13 protein-coding genes are annotated in these 17,067 nt (G+C 62.2%); 3 read left to right on the forward strand and 10 right to left on the reverse strand.

The features are described from left to right. Positions 1-5: 5 nt before the first annotated feature. From AC1DX4_RS02930 to AC1DX4_RS02940, 3 genes are read right to left on the reverse strand one after another with little or no spacing between them, the layout of a single operon-like run. On the reverse strand, positions 6-716 hold the full coding sequence (locus AC1DX4_RS02930) for an ABC transporter ATP-binding protein (protein ID WP_477218874.1): 711 nt from the start codon (positions 714-716) through the stop codon (positions 6-8). Then, on the reverse strand, positions 709-1,488 hold the full coding sequence (locus AC1DX4_RS02935) for an ABC transporter ATP-binding protein (RefSeq protein WP_477218875.1): 780 nt from the start codon (positions 1,486-1,488) through the stop codon (positions 709-711). Before AC1DX4_RS02935 ends, AC1DX4_RS02930 begins: the two co-directional genes overlap by 8 nt. A gap of 12 nt (positions 1,489-1,500) precedes the next feature. Further along, the gene (locus AC1DX4_RS02940; RefSeq protein WP_477218876.1) at positions 1,501-2,709 is read right to left on the reverse strand and encodes an ABC transporter substrate-binding protein; all 1,209 of its coding nucleotides are present in this window, start codon (positions 2,707-2,709) and stop codon (positions 1,501-1,503) included. Positions 2,710-3,074: 365 nt separating this feature from the next. Here AC1DX4_RS02940 and AC1DX4_RS02945 point away from each other — a divergent pair, with 365 nt between their 5' ends. From AC1DX4_RS02945 to AC1DX4_RS02955, 3 genes are all read left to right on the forward strand, one after another. Then, positions 3,075-3,950: a glycosyltransferase family 2 protein gene (locus AC1DX4_RS02945; protein WP_477218877.1), complete on the forward strand. Its 876-nt coding sequence runs from the start codon at positions 3,075-3,077 to the stop codon at positions 3,948-3,950. 340 nt (positions 3,951-4,290) lie between these two features. Then, a complete protein-coding gene (locus tag AC1DX4_RS02950; RefSeq protein WP_477218878.1) occupies positions 4,291-5,241 on the forward strand; it encodes a rhamnan synthesis F family protein in 951 nt (316 codons plus the stop codon). Positions 5,242-5,279: 38 nt separating this feature from the next. Further along, on the forward strand, positions 5,280-8,816 hold the full coding sequence (locus AC1DX4_RS02955; RefSeq protein ID WP_477218879.1) for a glycoside hydrolase family 99-like domain-containing protein: 3,537 nt from the start codon (positions 5,280-5,282) through the stop codon (positions 8,814-8,816). Between the two features lie 12 nt (positions 8,817-8,828). On the opposite strand, the gene AC1DX4_RS02960 is transcribed toward AC1DX4_RS02955, so the two are convergent. From AC1DX4_RS02960 to AC1DX4_RS02990, 7 genes are all read right to left on the reverse strand, one after another. Then, entirely contained in the window at positions 8,829-10,592 is a 1,764-nt protein-coding gene (locus AC1DX4_RS02960) for an ABC transporter ATP-binding protein (RefSeq protein WP_477218880.1), read from the reverse strand. A 208-nt stretch (positions 10,593-10,800) separates the two neighbouring features. Further along, on the reverse strand, positions 10,801-11,745 hold the full coding sequence (locus AC1DX4_RS02965; RefSeq protein WP_477218881.1) for an acetamidase/formamidase family protein: 945 nt from the start codon (positions 11,743-11,745) through the stop codon (positions 10,801-10,803). Continuing rightward, positions 11,735-13,378: an ABC transporter substrate-binding protein gene (locus AC1DX4_RS02970; protein WP_477218882.1), complete on the reverse strand. Its 1,644-nt coding sequence runs from the start codon at positions 13,376-13,378 to the stop codon at positions 11,735-11,737. Before AC1DX4_RS02970 ends, AC1DX4_RS02965 begins: the two co-directional genes overlap by 11 nt. A 51-nt stretch (positions 13,379-13,429) precedes the next feature. Next, a complete protein-coding gene (locus tag AC1DX4_RS02975) occupies positions 13,430-14,350 on the reverse strand; it encodes an ABC transporter permease (protein ID WP_477218883.1) in 921 nt (306 codons plus the stop codon). Further along, complete coding sequence (locus AC1DX4_RS02980) at positions 14,347-15,213, reverse strand: ABC transporter permease (RefSeq protein ID WP_477219111.1); 867 nt, start codon at positions 15,211-15,213, stop codon at positions 14,347-14,349. The genes AC1DX4_RS02975 and AC1DX4_RS02980 overlap by 4 nt, the downstream gene beginning before the upstream one ends. 19 nt (positions 15,214-15,232) lie before the next feature. Next, positions 15,233-15,865 (reverse strand): ANTAR domain-containing response regulator, encoded by a 633-nt coding sequence (locus AC1DX4_RS02985; protein WP_477218884.1) that lies wholly within the window; start codon positions 15,863-15,865, stop codon positions 15,233-15,235. Then, positions 15,862-16,956, reverse strand: coding sequence for a transporter substrate-binding protein (locus AC1DX4_RS02990; protein ID WP_477218885.1), 1,095 nt, complete (start codon positions 16,954-16,956; stop codon positions 15,862-15,864). Before AC1DX4_RS02990 ends, AC1DX4_RS02985 begins: the two co-directional genes overlap by 4 nt. Positions 16,957-17,067 lie beyond the last annotated feature (111 nt).

Genomic DNA, 17,067 nt, shown 5'->3' on the forward strand with positions numbered 1-17,067 from the left:
CGTCCTCATACCCCCAGAACGTCGTGGAGCTGCGTCATGCGGTCAGCCAGTTCGCCGACCGGGAACCCGGCGACGACCTTGCCGTGCTCCATCAGGTAGAAACGATCGGCGACACGGCTGGCGAAGCGGAAATTCTGCTCGACCAGCAGGATCGTCATGCCACGCTTCTTCAACGTCACCAGCAGCTCGCCGATGCGCTGGACTATGACGGGAGCCAGGCCCTCGGTCGGCTCATCGAGAAGCAGCATCTTCACGCCGGTCCGCAGCATGCGGGCGATCGCCAGCATCTGCTGTTCGCCGCCCGACAGCCTGGTGCCGGGGCTGTTGCGCCGCTCCTTCAGATTGGGGAACAGATCGAATATTTCGGCGACGCTCATGCCGCCCTCGGCAACGACCGGCGGCAGGACCAGATTCTCGTCGACGGTCAGTGTCGCGAAGATGCCGCGCTCCTCCGGCACGAAGCCGATGCCTTGATGCGCGGTGCGGTGCAGCGGCAGCCGCATCAGGTCCGCGCCATCGAAGACGACCTCGCCGGTGCGCTTGCGGATCAGCCCCATGATGGCGCGCAGCGTCGTCGTCTTGCCGACACCGTTGCGGCCGAGCAGTGTCACCGTCTCGCCGCGAAACACTTCGAGATCGACGCCATGCAGCGCATGGCCCTCGCCATACCAGGCGTTGAGACCGCGGACCGCAAGCAGGGGCGCGGGGTTAGTCATCGGCGGTGCCCATATAGGCGACCTTCACGCGTTCATCGCGGCTGACCGTGGCGTAGTCGCCGGCCGCAAGCACCTCGCCGCGCTGCATGACCGTTATCCAGTCGCAGAGATCGGCGACGACCGTCAGATTGTGCTCGACCATTAAAACAGCGCGGTCGCTGGCGACCGAACGAATGATGGCGGAAACCGTGGCCACGTCCTTATGCCCCATGCCGGCCATCGGCTCGTCCAAGAGCAGCACTTTCGGATCAAGCGCCAGGGTGGTGGCGATCTCGAGCACACGCTTCCTGCCATAGGAAAGATCGCCGGCCAGCCTGTTCCTGGCATCGTCGAGGCCGACGGAGCGTAAGAGCTCCACGGCACGCGGCGTCAGCCGATCAAGTACGGCCAGCGAGCGCCAGAACTGGACGCCGAGCCCAGCTGGCCGCTGCAGCGCGACGCGCACATTGTCGAGCACGCTGAGATGCGGAAAGATCGCCGATATCTGGAACGAGCGCACCAGCCCCATCCGCGCCACCTTCGCCGGTGAGGTGCGGGTGATGTCGTGGCCGAGCAGTTCGATCCTGCCGCTGGTCGGCGCCAGGAACTTGGTGAGCAGGTTGAAAACAGTCGTCTTGCCGGCGCCGTTGGGCCCGATCAGGGCATGGATGTTGCGGTGGCGGACATCGAGATCGACATTCTTGACGGCGATGAAGCCGGCAAAATCGCGCCGCAGCCCGCGGGCGGACAGCACCACCCGCGGTTCATTCTCGTTCTGGTCAGGCGGCGCCATGGGCCGCGCCGATCACTGGGCCGCCGTTGGACAGCCGCTGTCCTTCTCGCTCAGGAAGGCCTCGTTGCCGGGGATGGTGGCGAGATATTTGTAGTAGTCCCAGTCCTTGGTGCTCTCGCTGGGCGCCTTGACCTGGTAGAGGTACATGTCGTGGACCATGTTGCCGTCCGCCTGCACCTTGCCGTTGGTCATAACGGCGTCGTCCACCGGCATTGAATGCAATTGCTTGGCGACGGCCTCGGTTTCGTCGGTGCCGGCCTTGTCGATTGCCTTCAGATACTGCGTCACCGCCGAATAGGTCGCCGCCTGGATCATGTTCGGCATGCGGTTGGTGCGCTTGAAGAAGCGCTGTCCGAATTCGCGGCTCTTGTCGTCGCGATCCCAGTAATAGCCCTCGGTCAACACGACGCCCTGCGCTGCCTGAAGGCCCAGCCCATGCACCTCGGCCAGCGTGAACAGAAGTGCGGCAAGGCGCTGGCCGCCCTGGACGATGCCGAATTCCGCCGCCTGCTTGATCGCGTTGGAGGTGTCCAAGCCGGCATTCGCCAAGCCGACGACCTTGGCGCCCGACGACTGCGCTTGCAGCAGGAAGGATGAATAATCGGTCGACCCCAGGGGATAGCGCACCTCGCCCAGCACCTTGCCGCCGTGGCTCTCGACGAACTTGGAGGTCTGCTCCTTGAGCGAATAGCCGAAGGCATAGTCGACGGTGACGAAGAACCAGCTGTCGCCGCCCTGCTGCACCAGGGAGCCGCCTGTTCCCACCGCCTGCGAATGGGTGTCGTAGGCCCAGTGGAAGCCGTAGGGCGAACATTGCTTGCCGGTCAGCTCGGTGGTCGCCGCGCCGGTAACGATATCGATTTTCTTCTTTTCCTTGGAAATCCCCTGAACGGCGAGCGCGACCGATGAGGTCGTCAGCTCCATGATGGCATCGACCTGTTCGGTGTCGTACCACTGCCGGGCGATGTTGGAGGCGATATCAGGCTTGTTCTGGTGGTCGGCGCTGATGATTTCGATCGGCGCGCCCTGCACCTTGCCACCGAAATCCTCGACCGCCATCTTGGCCGCCTCGACCGACCATTTGCCGCCGAAATCGGCATAGACGCCGGATTGGTCATTGAGGATGCCGATCTTGACTTTCCCATCGGAAATTTCGGCGGCCGAGGCGGGGACTGCAGCTGCGGCGAGAAGCGCGGCGGAAACGAAATAGCATGCTTTCATGGTTCAACTTCCTCCCATTGTGAATGCGACCGTCCCCCAACGATCATCAGCAAACGGTATTGAACATGAGCAAGATGAGCTTGAACGGCAAGGGGCCGTTGCGGATTTCATGTTCGAAGCAGCCCTTCCTCGCCGGGAGTTTACCGCCGACAGGTGGCCAGCCGAGCCGATTGGCTAGGTCGCGCCGGCCGGAAGCCCGGGAAGCAGCACGACCGTGACCGACGGCGTGGCGGATCGGCGCGCCCATTACCCCCTATCTTAGTCAGGAGTATTGACTCGACCACCGGAGTGGCAGCGCTTAGATTGCGCATGGATCGCTAGCCTTCCACGGGGAAGCCAACTGAGATATCAGGATGGCTTTGGTAATGAATAGGTCGATAACTGCTATCACCGTGACGCATAACAGCGCGCATACCGTGCGTGGCGCGCTCGCTCGCCTGCCTTCAGGGCTGGAGATCATATGCGTCGACAATGCAAGTACCGACGATCTTTCCGCCGCGCTATCCGGCCTCGCCGTTCATCGTATTGATAATGCTGCAAACCTCGGCTTCGGGCATGCCTGCAACATCGGCGCGGCGGCGGCATCGGGGGAGTATTTGCTGTTCATCAACCCCGACGTGCGTCTTGGGACGGACGCCGTCGATGCGCTTGTGCAGGCGGCTGAACGCTACCCGAATTGCGGCGTCTTCGTGCCGCGCACAAACACGGTGGATGGGCGGCTGTGGTTTCGCGAGCAGAGCGAGATCGATCGCCTTTCCGGCGTGTCGCTGCCCACACGTATCCGGCAGGTCTGGGGGGATTGTTGCGTCCGCTTCGTCAATGGCGGCGTGTTCATGATCAAACGAAGGCTCTTCCTCGATACGGGCGGGTTTGATGAGGATATCTTTCTGTATTTCGAGGATGACGACCTCTCGCATCGCCTGCTGCAGCGTGACGAGCCCATGATCCTGGTCAGCAGCGCGCATGCCGTCCACGACGTTGGCACCTCGGTTGCGCAATCAACCCGGGCACGGATCTTCCGGTATCGGTCGAAGATGCGCTCGGAAATCCACTTGCGCAAAAAATACGGCATCGCCTATAGCCCATTCGTGGACATACTGCGCTATTCAACGAAAATAGGCTTCTATTGCCTGACGCTTAATCGAAACAGACTGATCAATTCCTTGGGCCGACTGATAGGTATATTTGACAGCATCCTTGACCGATCGCACGCGAATCGGAACAGCGGCTATGTCGCCTGACGCTGCCGGCACCAGAGTTGCCTTGCCTGATGTCCTGCCCCGCGAGCCGCGAAAGGAAGAGGCATGGGGCGTCGACCGAAGAAGCAGTGACGTGAGCGAAATCCACATCCACGCGTCGGGACGCTACATCGTCGAGCTTTCGCCGACAGACAGGCGGATGCCGTTTCTCCGGCTCAATGTTCGCCGCCCAGGACATGCCGACAGAATCGTCTATGTGCCGGTTACCAAGCGGACGTCCTATTTGCTCAGAAGCAGCGAAGGCGGCCTGGTGTTGCAATTCGATAGAAGCGACATCGTTGCCGCAAACATCCGCCCTCTGAGGATCAGGGATCTTGGCGAAGTGCTGCGCCGCCGCCGCCAGAAACGATTTGAGCTGCGGCTGGGCCAAGGCATTGCCTTGCGGCCTCTGCTTCATATCGCAGGGGCCGAAGGCCGCGATTTGACCGCTGCCCTTGGCAGCCTCTACAGTTGGGGCTTCGGCGTGGCGAGCGACAATCTGCAGAAAACCCTGTCGCGACACTTCGATGGCCCACCAGTCCGGCGCTCGGAACGCCTGTCCGTTGCCGAACCGAAGATCGCTGTTGCGCTCCACTTGCACTACCCCGATCTCTGGCCCGAATTCGAGACCCTGCTGGAAGCGATCGATCGTCCGCTCCATCTCATCCTCACGCTGACCAGGCCCGACGCGGTGCTGGCGCAACGCGTTCAGGCGAAATTTCGGGATGCCGAGATCGTCGTCTACGACAACCGGGGCCGCGACGTCGGTCCCTTCCTTCAATTGCTGCACGAAGGAAAGCTCGACGGTTTCGATCTCATATGCAAGCTGCATGGCAAGAAATCCGGGCTGAGCGGACCGCGCATGATGCTCGGCGAGATCTGGCGCCAGGCAAGCGCCTTCGACCTGATCGGGTCCCGCGACGTGGTTGACCGCGTCGTCGCGGCGTTCGAGCATTCGCAGGATACTGGGATGATAGGGTCCCGCCGCTTTCGGTTGCCCAATGAATGGAAGGTCCGTGAAGCGGCGTGGGGCAGGAACAGGGAAATGATCCTGGCCCTGCTGGAGAAGCTTGGCATGGACCCCGACTCTTCTCTCGATTTCTTTGCCGGAACGATGTTCTGGGTTCGGCGCAGCGCGCTGGAGCCGCTCAAGCGCCTCGATCTGACCCTTGCGTCATTTCCCGGTGAGACAGGCCAGTTGGATGGCACGTTGCAGCATGCCCTTGAGCGGGTTCTCGCAATGATCTGCACAAACATCGCCGGAATTGGCTGGGATGATGAAGATGAAGCCTGATCGTTGCGAGGCGGACTCGGTTGACTAGATCAGACCTCATGATCTTCATAAAATCGATCACCAGCAGGAGGGGGTGGAAGAGGTTTCGGATCCGGCAACGAATTCGCGCCAGCGGACAGTTCGATGGGCCATGGTATCTGGCTCAAAATCCCGATGTGGCCGTCAAAGGGATCGACCCGATCCTGCACTATATCGATCATGGTGCCGTCGAGTTCCGAAACCCGAATCCGGGTTTCGACACCGAGTACTATCTGGCCAGGTATCCCGACGTCGCACTGGCGGCGATGAACCCGCTGGATCACTACATCCGTTTCGGCAGGAGTGAACAGCGCGAAACCCGGCGTGGTCCGGCAGCACATTGGGCCATGGCCGCCAGCCGCGGCATCCAAAGGCCCGCCACCTATATGCCGCGATCCAGCGAGAGGCGACCCGCCGCCTTGCGCGCGCGCGTCCTTGCCTTCTACCTACCGCAGTTCCACCCAATTCCTGAAAATGATGCTTTTTGGGAAAAGGGCTTCACGGAATGGACGAATGTGACACGCGCGGTGCCGCAGTTCGACGGTCACTATCAGCCTCGACTGCCGGCGGACCTCGGCTTCTATGATTTGCGGGTGAAGGACATCCAGAAGGAACAGATCGAGATCGCCATGCAATATGGCATTTCGGGATTCTGCTTTCACTTCTACTGGTTCAACGGCAAGCGCGTCCTCGAGATGCCGATCGCCCAATTCGTCGAAAACGAAGCCCATGAGATGGGCTTCTGCATCAACTGGGCAAACGAGCCCTGGAGCCGCCGTTGGGATGGGCGCGACCAGGAAGTCTTGATCCCACAATCGCATTCACCCGAGGACGACCTGGCTTTCATCGAATACGCATCCGGCTATTTCCGTGACCGGCGCTACATCCGTGTCGGCGGCAAGCCGCTGCTTATGGTCTACCGGCCCGGATTGTTTCCGTCAGCAGCGGAAACGGCACAGCGCTGGAGAACCTATTGCCGGGACGCCGGCATCGGCGAGATTTTTCTTGCCTATCCGCAGTCATTCGCCACGGTCGATCCCGCCGAATTTGGGTTCGACGCGGCTGTCGAGTTTCCGCCAAATCTCGGAACATTTCCCGAGGTCAGCGCCTCCATCCCAAATCTCAAGAGCGGCTTCACGGGAAGGATCTATGACTGGGCGGAGCTTGCCGATCGCAGTCGCGCCTACCCAGAGGCCCCCTACACGCTGTTTCGCGGACTTTGCCCTTCCTGGGATAACACGGCAAGGAGAATGGAGGCCGCCAGCATTCTGGTTAACGCGTCGCCCTCCCGCTACGGAGAATGGCTCGCCAACGCGGTCGACGATACATGCGATCGTTTTGCCGATTTCGACAGCCGCCTGATCTTCGTCAATGCCTGGAACGAGTGGGCGGAGGGCGCCTATCTCGAGCCTGATGCCCGCTACGGCTATGCCTATCTGCAGGAGACGCGGGACGTGGTGTCGGCTCCAGCGGCCGGCAAATTGCCCACAGGTTTATCCTGGCGTGTTTTGTTTGTTTCGCACGATGCGGCTCTCGGTGGAGCACAGGCGTCGTTGCTCGATATCGTCCGATGGCTCCAATCGCACACGGACCTGGAGATCAAGGTGCTGTGCCTGGCAGGCGGTGAACGGCTGGAACAGTTTCGACGCATCGTCGATACCGTCGCTCTGGACGATCTGGTTTCGCCGACCGCCACGAGGCTGGCCCGCATCACCGCCTGGTACGGTGGCAGACCGGACCTCATCTATTGCAACAGTCTGGCCACCGGCCGTGTGCACGCGCTGCTTGGCGAACTGGGCATTCCCATCCTGACGCATGCCAGGGAATTGGCAACGAGCATCGCCCGATACGCCAAGGACGACATGAGGGATGTCGTTTCCCACACGCGGAGATTCATCGCGTGTTCCCCAAGCGTCCGGGATTATCTGGCAGCCGAGTACAACGTCGAAACGAACGCCATAGACGTCATTCCAAGTGCGGTCCCGCAAACCGACGCCGGTCACAGTCGTACGGAAATCCAGCGCCTTGAAAGTCGCCAACGCGCCGGCTGGCCGATGGACGAGACGATCGTGCTGGGATCCGGCCTCGGAATGCCATTCCGCAAAGGCGCCGACCTCTTTATCGACGTGGCCCGCATTCTTCGTGCTCGCGGGGTTGAAGACTATCATTTCTACTGGCTCGGTTCGTTACCTGAGCGGGAACGGGATGAGGCTCTCGGTACGTGGTCGCAGCAACTCGACAGATTGCAGGCGGAGGGATTGGACGAAAAGGTCACGTTTCTGGGCGATGTCGAGGATGTGCGCGGCCATCTGCTGGCTGCCGATCTGTTTCTTCTGACATCCCGCGAAGAGCCGTTCGGCCGTGTCATGCTGGAGGCGGCATTCGCCGAGTTGCCGGTGATCTGCTTCGCAGGCAGCGGTGGGGCACCGGATTTCGTCGAGGACGATGCCGGCATCATCGTCGACTGGGCTGATCCCGCCGCGATGGCCGATGCGACGCTGAAACTGATCCGGGACCAGCCGTTGCGGACGAAGCTCGGCAAACAGGCGGGCGCCAAGGCAAGGCGGCATTTTTCCACCGATCGGGTCTTCCCGCGCCTGCTGTCGACCATGCGGAAGGTCGCAGGCAAGCCGCCCGCGGTCTCGATCATCGTGCCTAACTACAATTACGCCCGCTATTTGCACGAGCGCATGGAAAGTATTCTGGGGCAGTCTTTCCAGGATTTCGAGCTCATCATCCTGGATGATGCATCGACTGACGATAGCCAATCGATTCTGGATTACTATGCCGGAGTCCATGGCACACGTGTCATCGTCAATGAAAGCAATTCCGGGTCGCCCTATCCTCAGTGGTTCAAGGGCATAGAGCTCGCAAGGGCCGATTTGATCTGGATCGCCGAAGCCGACGACGTATCCGACCCGAGTTTCCTCGAAACCCTCGTGCCCTTGTTCCGCGATCCAAGCGTGAAGTTTGCTTATTGCGCATCGAAGATCATCAACGATCGAAGCGAGATCGTCGGCGACTATCCGTCCAGCCCGTACCTCACCGATCTGTCCAATTTCAAATGGAAACGCAGCTACCAGGTTTCGGCGGAACACGAAGTCAATGATGGGCTGGGTGTCAAGAATACGGTCTTCAACATCAGTGCGGCGGTTTTTCGGAAGTTTGAGATCACGACAGATTTCGCCGAGAACCTCCTGTCACTTCCTACGAGCGGCGATTGGTACTTTATCCTCGAGGCAATCCGTAACGGCTCCGTCGCCTACGAGTCCGCATTGCTCAACCATCACCGTCGGCACGGGGACAGCGTAACCAGCGTCATCATGGCTTCCCATTCAGAGGCCCTTCTGCGCACACGGCAGGTGATACATCACCATGTGTTGCGCACATATGGGACGGATTTGGCCATCAAGCTGAAAATGGCCGAATATGTCGTACAGCTCTGGAACCGGCAGTTCCCCGGGCGCCCGGCGGAAGAGATGGAAAGCTTGTATTCGCTAAAGGCATTGGGCGAGTTTCCAGCGAGATCATCGGAGAGCAGTTCCCCGGTGGCGTGAGTTGGCTGCGTTTTAATTGCCGGCGGCGACGAGGTGGCCGTTGCCGACATCCTGCAAGGCCAGTTTCAGCGGCGCCTCGCCGATCCTGCGGGTGGCGCTCGGGATTTCCTGGTCGAGGCGGGCAAAGCGGCTTCTGCGCCGTGCCGGGTCGGGCACCGGCACGGCCTCGATCAGCCGCCTGGTGTAGGGATGGCGCGGGTTGGAAAACACCTGGTCGCGCGTGCCCATCTCGACGATCTGGCCGAGATACATGACGGCGACGCGGTCGGAGATGTTCTCGACCACCGCCATGTCATGCGAGATGAAGAGATAGGCGACGCCGAATTCGCGCTGCAGTTCCTTCAACAGGTCAAGCACGCGCGCCTGCACCGAGACGTCGAGCGCCGACACGCTTTCGTCAGCGATGATCAGCTTGGGCCGCAAGGCGAGTGCGCGCGCGATGCAAACACGTTGGCGCTGACCGCCGGAGAATTCGTGCGGATAAAGCTCCATCTGATCGGCCGAAAGGCCGACCCGCTCGAACAGTGCGGCCACGCGATCGCGGCGCTCGTCCTTCGAGGCGATGCCGTGGATGACCAGCGGCTCTGCGACGAGGTCGCCGACGCGCATACGCGGGTCGAGCGAGGCGAAGGGGTCCTGGAAAATCATCTGCACCTCGCGGCGCACGGCCTTGCGTTCGTCGCGGCCGAGGCCAAAGAGATTGCGCCCGCCAATGACGAGGTCGCCGCTGTATGGCACCAGCCCGGCCAGCGCCTTGGCGGTTGTCGACTTGCCGCAGCCGGATTCGCCAACCAGCGCCAGCGTCTCGTTGGGTGCGATGGAGAAGCTGACGCCTTCGACCGCGTGAACGCGGCGGGTGACCCGGCCGAAGAACCCACCATGCAAATCGAAGCGGACATGCAGATCTTTGACGTCAGCGACATTGGTCGGCCTTGCCGCCTCGACCTCCCTGGATGGCTGGCGGCCGACACCACTGCCGATGCGCGGCACGGCAGCAAGCAGCTCGCGCGTATAGTCAGCCTGCGGCCGGGCGAAGATGTCTGACGTCTTGCCCTCCTCGACCATGCGGCCGTGCCGCATGATGATGACGCGATCGGCCATTTCGGCGACCACGCCCATGTCGTGCGTGATGAGGATGACGCTGGTGCCATGCTGGCGCTGCAGATCACGCAAGAGCTCCAGCACCTCGCCCTGCACGGTGACGTCGAGCGCCGTCGTCGGCTCGTCGGCGATCAGCACGTCGGGTTCAAGCGCCAGCGCCATGGCGATCATCACCCGCTGGCGCATGCCGCCGGACAATTCGTGCGGAAACTGCCTTAGCCGGCTTTCGGCTTCCGAAATGCGTACCGCCTTCAGCGCCTCTATGGCGCGCTCGCGGGCTTCACCCGGAGACAGGCTGGTATGCGCCTCGATCGATTCGGTGAGCTGTCGGCCGATCGACAGCACAGGGTTGAGCGAGGTCATCGGCTCCTGGAAGATCATGGCGATACGGTCGCCACGAATGCGGCGCATCTGGCGCTCGTCAAGGGTTGCCAGATCGGTGTCGCCAAGGCGGATTTTTCCCGATGATATGCGGGCGGCAGGCTGCGGCAGAAGCTGCATGATCGCCAGCGCGGTCATCGATTTGCCGGAACCGGATTCGCCGGCAATGCAGAGCGTTTCGCCCCGCGCGAGCGTCAGCGACAGGTTGGAGACGACCTCGCGCTCGCCGTCCTCGCCGCGCACGCTGACGGAGAGGTTGGCGATGTCGAGGACGGGTTTGAGGATCGAGGTCATCGCAAGAGCAGGGTTCTGAGAAGTTTGTTGCGGTACACCCCCCTCTGGCCTGCCGGCCATCTCCCCCTCAAGGGGGGAGATCGGACTGCACACAGGGTTTCGCAAATCGCCACCGATTGAAGAAAGATGGGACGACGAAACTGGCAATCTCCCCCCTTGAGGGGGAGATGCCCGGCAGGGCAGAGGGAGGTGCGGCGCCGACTTAGCGTCATTCAAACACGCAGCGCGGGAAGTAGAACGACACCACCCAGTTCGGCATGTCGACGATTTCCGATATGCGAAGATCGCCGCACACCGAGGCCAACATATAAGCCTCGACCGGATCGATCTTGTAGCGACCGGCGAGCAGGTCGACCATCTGAGCGACGGCCTCCTTGGCACCGGTCATCAGGTCCGGGCCGATGCCGGTCGTCACCTCATAGCCCTTGGCGTCAAGGTGGCGTGTCACTGGACCCGAGGTGGTAAAGCGCGGCGTCTTCAGCCTGGCGTCCTTGACCAGGTCAAGCTTGAGCACGACATCCATCGGGCTTTCGATCGCCGTGCCGCAGACCTCGCCGTCGCCTTGCGCGGCGTGTGTGTCGCCAACCGAAAACAGCGCTCCGGCCACTTCCACCGGCAAATAGAGCGTCGTGCCGGCGGCGAGATCGCGGATGTCGAGATTGCCGCCAACGCGCCTCGGCGGCACCACCGAGTGATGACCCTTTTCAGCCAGTGCGTTGCCGATGGTGCCGGCAAAGGGTTTTAGCGGTACGCGCGCGTTTTTGCCGAACAGCGCCGGCTCCAGCGAGGCGGCGTCATATTTCCAGATGTTGAGCGCCGGCTCCTTGAAGTCGTCGGCGAGCAGCCCAAAACCCGGAATGTTTGCCGTCCAGCCGAAGCCGGACGGTTTGAACATCTCGATCGTCACCTTCAGCGCGTCACCGGGCTCGGCGCCCTCGACGAAGATCGGCCCGGTCACCGGATTGACCCTGGCGAAATCAAGCCTGGCGACGTCGGCAACCGTGCTGTCGGCATTCAACTGGCCGCCGGCGGCATCAAGGCACTGGAACTCGATGGTTGAGCCGGGCGCCACCCGCTCGGCCGGGACAAACGAATTGTCCCAGCCGAAATGATGATGGTGCCCGTGGATGGTGTAATCGCAGTTATTGCACATCTTTTACGTACACATTGTCATAGTTGATCGGGACGTGGACCGGGTCGACATAGAGATTGTCGGCACCGCCCATACGTGCGGATTTCATGGTAAAGCGCTGCTCGTTGAAGACCGGCGCCCAGGGCGCGTCCGCCATGATCTTGGCGTAGATGTCGCTCCACATTTTATAGCGCTCATCGGACTTCGCCGGATCAACGATCGAGTCGGCTTCGGCGGCCTTGGCATCGAGATCCTTGTTGCAATACCACGACCAGTTCCAGCCGCCCGGCACCGCGCCGGCGCAGCCAAGGATCGGACCGTAGAAGTTCGAGGGATCGGGGAAATCCGCGATCCAGCCCATGCCGCCGGACCAGATCATCGGTGCGCCGGCCTTGTCGCCGCCGGCGGCGATGACGTTGGCCTGTGCCAGCGCCTGGATGCTGGCCTTGATGCCGATCGCCGCCAGATCCTGCTGGATCGCCTGGGCAATGCGCGGGTTGGGATCGGTGTTCATGGCGAACAATTGCGTGTCGAAGCCATCGGGATGGCCGGCCTCGGCAAGCAGCGCCTTGGCCTTGGCGACGTCATAGGTATAGCCCTTGTATTCCTTGTCGTAGGCCGGCATCGACGGCGGCAGCGGCTGGTTGGCAGGCACGGCACGGCCGTTGATGATCTGGATGATGCGCGCCTTGTTGATCGCCATGTTGACGGCCTGGCGCACCTTCACATTGTCGAAAGGCGCCATGGTGGTGTTCATGGTGATATAGCCGGTGTGCAGTTGGCCGCCCTCGACGACGCGCGCCTTTTGTTCGGGGTCGGACATCACCTCCTGGAATTTTGCCGGCGGAATGCCGTCGAGAGGCAGGTCGATCTCGCCCTTCTGCAGGCGCAGCAGCGCCACGATCGGCTCCTGGCCGACCTCGAAGGTGATCTTGTCGAGATGCGGCAGGCCCTTGTGCCAATAGTCCGGATTGCGCACGAAGACGATGCGCTGGCCGAGCGTCCATTCGGCGAGCTTGAAGGCGCCGGTGCCGACGGGGTGCTTGCCGAAATCAGCGCCGTATTTCTCCACCTCTTCCTTGGGCACGACATGCGAGAAGTTGATCGCCATGACATGCAGGAAGGTGGCGTCGGGCCGGCTCAGTTCGAACTTGACGGTGTAGGGGTCGACGACGCTGACACCCGCGAGGCTGTCCGCCTTGCCGGCCGCGACATCGTCATAGCCCTTGATCGAGCCGAAGAACCCGGCGCCCGGGCTCTGTGTCTTCGGGTTGGTGACGCGGTCGAGTGAATATTTCACGTCGTCGGCCGTCATCTCACGGCCATTGTGGAATTTCACGCCATGGCGGAGCTTGAAGGTGAAGGTCTTGCCGTCCGGCGAAATCTCGTAGCTTTCGGCAAGGTCGGGCTTCAGCTTGGTCGTGCCCGGTTCGTAATCCATCAACCCGTCGAACAGGCTCTTGATCATCGACCAGTTCTGCCAGTCATAGCCGATGGCAGGGTCGAGCGTCGTGACGTCGTCCTTGTAGGTGGCGATGATCTCTCCGCCCTGCTTGGCGTTGGGATCGATGGTGTCTTCGGCGCGAGCACTCGTCATGCCGAGCATCAGCGCCAAGGCCGATGCCGCGACTGTGGAGGCGAGAAATTTTTTCATGTCGTGTTCCCTTTCTCTGTTTGTTTTCTTGGTTTCATCTGAGCTTGATGCTCATCTCAGTTTGATACGGGGGTCGATGAAGGGCGCGATGATGTCGGCGAGCAGATTGCCGAGCACGATGGCGAAGGCCGAGACCAGCGTGACGCCCATGATGATCGGAATGTCGACGCGCTGGATGGCTTGCCAGGCGAGCTGACCGATGCCGGGCCAGCCGAAGACGCTCTCGACGACGACGATGCCGCCCATGAAGATGCCGATGTCGATGCCGATCATGGCGATGACCGGCAGGATGGCGTTGGGCAAAGCATGGCGGAAAATGATGGCGCTGCGCGCCAGGCCCTTGGCGCGGGCGGTGCGCACATAGTCCTGGCGCAGCACGTCGATCATCGACGAGCGCATCATGCGAGCGTACCAGCCGGCGCCGAGAATGCCCATGGTCAGCGAGGGCAGCACGAGATGACGCCAGGTGCCGTAGCCGCCGATCGGAAACCAGCTCAGCCGCACGGCAAAGACATAGAGCAGCAAAAGGCCGACGACGAATTGCGGCGCCGAGACGCCTACGAAGGAGGCGACCATCAAGGTCTGATCCGTGGCGGTGCCGCGCTTGACGGCGGCGATCAAACCCATCGAGAGCCCGATCAGCAATTCGCACAGGATGGCGCCGACCATCAAAAGCAGGCTGGCCGGCAGCCGCGAGACGATCAGCTCGGTGACCTCAGAACGCTGGATGTAGGAGCGGCCGAGATCGCCGCTGACGAGCTTTGTCAGGTAGCGCCAGTACTGGATGATAAAGGGCTGGTCGAGGCCGAGTTGCTGGCGGATGTTCTCCACCGTCTGCGGCGTGGCGCTGCGGCCGGCGATCTGGCGCACCGGGTCGGCTGGCAGGAGATAAAGCAGTGCAAAGGTGATCAGCGAGACGCCGAGCAAGATGAGCAGCGACTGGATCAGGCGGCGGCCGAGATAGGCGATCATGCCCGGCCCCTTTGCGTCGGATCGAGGATGTCGCGCAGCGCGTCGCCGATCAGGTTGAAGGCCAGCGCCAGCGCCAGGATCGCGGCACCGGGGAAGAACACCAGCCAGGGTGCGGCCTGAAAATAGGTCTGGTTCTCGAAGATGATGTTGCCCCACGACGCCGTCGGCGGCTGCACGCCGATGCCGAGGAAGGAGAGCGTCGCCTCGAGCAGCACCGTGGTCGAGATACCGAGCGTGCCCCAGACGATGATGGTCGGCAGGAGGTGCGGCAAGATGTGGCGAAACAGGATGCGCGGTGCACTGGCCCCGATGGTGCGTTCGGCGTCGATGAATTCGCGCTCGGCGAGCGAAGAGGTTTCGGTGTAGATGACGCGCGCGGTCTGCACCCAGTTGACCAGCGCGATGACCATGGCGACGATCCACAGGCTCGGCTGGAACACCGCCGCCAGGCAGATGGCGAGCAGCAGCGCCGGAAACGCCATCATCAAATCGGTGAAGCGCATCAGTGCGCTGCCGATCCAGCCGCGGAAATAGCCTGCGGTGACGCCGACCAGCGTGCCGATGAACAGCGCCACGCCATTGGCGACGATACCGATGATCAGCGAAGTGCGGGCGCCATAGAGGATACGGGTCAACAGGTCGCGGCCGAGCAAGTCGGTGCCGAGCCAGAATTTGGCATCCGGCGGCAGCGGCGAGCCTTCGATGGTAAGGCCGTCGAACATCTGCTCATTGGGATCATAGCCGGTCAGCCATGGCGCCAGCACGGCACCGGCGACGACGATGGCGACGATGACCAGGCCGAGCATTGCCAGACGACGCCTGACCAGCCGGCGCCAGACGCCGGCGCGCGGTTTGGCCGGCATGCGCTCTGGCGCGGTGAGATCAGGCGCGATGGGACTGGTCATCGCCGCCTCCCTCGCCCGTTGCTTCCTCGCCCGTTACTTCCTCACTCGTCATCGCCACGATCCGGCGCGCGGCATCCTCGACGCTGATCTGCCAGCTCATGGCCAGCGAGCGCAGCTGCGCATAGGCGCGCTCGTCATCCGTGCCTTTCGACAGCGCCGCCACCGCGCGCACGATGGTCTGGCGTTCGGCGACACGATGGCGGAGCGAGGCAATTTCGCCGGCTAAGTGTTTTCGCGCTTCGAAACTCTGCCGTGCGATGAGCAGCGCGCTGTAGACGCCGGCATTGCCGACCGGCTTCAAGAGCTGAGCGTCGGCCTTGTGCGACAGCGCCCATTCGATGCGGCCAGGCGCCTCGGAGCCGATCAACGCCACGAGCGGCATCGGCGCTTCGCCCGGCTTCCACGGAAATTGCTCGTCGAAACCGAGATCGGCATCGAAGAAGACGAAATCAGCCGCCAGCGCCTCGGGTGGCAGTTCCGGCCAGCAGTCCAGAGCGATCAGGCCGATGGCCGACAATTGCCTGGTGATCGCCTGCACCGTCGGATGCGGGCGATGCAGGATGAAGGCCCTGGCGCCACCGAGATTGGGAATGCGCGGCGTTCTGGTCACGACACCACCCGCAGGCGCGGCCGGCCAAATGTCTTGGCCGGGTCGTAGCGCGACAGATACGGATCTGGCGCGACCTCATCCTCGCGGCTGACGACCTCGAAGAAGCCGTCGGCGATCCGGCCGATGATCACCGGCAGCGTCGCGTGCTGGGAGTGGGCGTCGATGGCGATCGGCCCAAGCCGGGTCGAGAAGCGGCGTTCGGCGAACGCCTTAGAAAATTCCGCAGGGCCGGCATCGGCATCGCGCGAGAGCACATCGGCCATGACCTGCACGGAGGCATAGGCGGAGGCCTCGAAGGAAGAGGCGAAGGCGGCCGGCCGCGGTGCGAAATACGGCCCGACCGACAAATGCCCCTTGCCCGTTTCGCCGATCGCCGGCAGTTCGCCCTCGGTGAGGTTGCAGGAGATAACCGGGCAGGTTTCCGGGCTGAAGGCGGAATCTTCGCGGCCCAGATCGCGATAGGCAGCGAGGAAAGCGTAGGACGATGTACCGATCAGATTGTTGAGGATGAAGTTCGGCCGCGTCGCCCGGATTTCCGCGATCAGGCGCGACACATCGGTCTCGCCGATGCGCAGATAGCGTTCGCCCAGCACCTTGCCGCCGGCATCCGCGATCAGGTCGCGCGCCACGCGGTTCATCTCCCAGCCCCAGATATAGTTCGAGCCGAGCAGAAAACCGTTGGCGCCGAAGCGCGGCACGACATGCGCCATCAGCGGCACCAGATGCTGGTTGGGGCAAGCGTGCATGTAGACGACATGCTCGTTGGCCTCGAAGCCCTCATAGGGGCAAGCGTACCAAAGCATGCCGCCGGCCTTCTCCAGCACCGGGATGGTCTCCTTGCGGCTCCAGGAGGTGACGCAGCCGACGACATGGCGGGCGCTGCTGGTCTTGAAAATGTCTTCGCACAGCGTCGCGTAGCTGTCGGCATTGCTTTGCGGGTCGCGCTCGACCGGCACCAGTTCGATGCCGTAGCTGCGGTCGGCATTGATGTCGGCGATGGCGCGCATGGCGCCCATGCGGCACGCATCGGAAACGAGCTGATAGCTCCCCGAGCGGGAATAGAGGATGCCGATCTCGATGCGTCGTTTCAAACAGAACCCCAGAAATGACAATGCCCCGCAGCCAGCGCCGCAAGGGCGAGGCATACGAGGCATATTTGCCGCCCGGCGATCAGAGCCGGTATTTCGTCCTAGCGTATTCGG

It is taken from the genome of Mesorhizobium sp. P3_A8 (assembly GCF_056402995.1).

What these genes read in the sequence shown, in the direction of transcription:
- AC1DX4_RS02955 (WP_477218879.1), top strand. Translation starts at nt 5,280, where the DNA reads ATGATCTTCATAAAATCGATCACCAGCAGGAGGGGGTGGAAGAGGTTT.
- AC1DX4_RS02930 (WP_477218874.1), bottom strand. Translation starts at nt 716, where the DNA reads ATGACTAACCCCGCGCCCCTGCTTGCGGTCCGCGGTCTCAACGCCTGG.
- AC1DX4_RS02960 (WP_477218880.1), bottom strand. Translation starts at nt 10,592, where the DNA reads ATGACCTCGATCCTCAAACCCGTCCTCGACATCGCCAACCTCTCCGTC.
- AC1DX4_RS02975 (WP_477218883.1), bottom strand. Translation starts at nt 14,350, where the DNA reads ATGATCGCCTATCTCGGCCGCCGCCTGATCCAGTCGCTGCTCATCTTG.
- AC1DX4_RS02965 (WP_477218881.1), bottom strand. Translation starts at nt 11,745, where the DNA reads ATGTGCAATAACTGCGATTACACCATCCACGGGCACCATCATCATTTC.
- AC1DX4_RS02935 (WP_477218875.1), bottom strand. Translation starts at nt 1,488, where the DNA reads ATGGCGCCGCCTGACCAGAACGAGAATGAACCGCGGGTGGTGCTGTCC.
- AC1DX4_RS02970 (WP_477218882.1), bottom strand. Translation starts at nt 13,378, where the DNA reads ATGAAAAAATTTCTCGCCTCCACAGTCGCGGCATCGGCCTTGGCGCTG.
- AC1DX4_RS02940 (WP_477218876.1), bottom strand. Translation starts at nt 2,709, where the DNA reads ATGAAAGCATGCTATTTCGTTTCCGCCGCGCTTCTCGCCGCAGCTGCA.
- AC1DX4_RS02945 (WP_477218877.1), top strand. Translation starts at nt 3,075, where the DNA reads ATGAATAGGTCGATAACTGCTATCACCGTGACGCATAACAGCGCGCAT.
- AC1DX4_RS02980 (WP_477219111.1), bottom strand. Translation starts at nt 15,213, where the DNA reads ATGCCGGCCAAACCGCGCGCCGGCGTCTGGCGCCGGCTGGTCAGGCGT.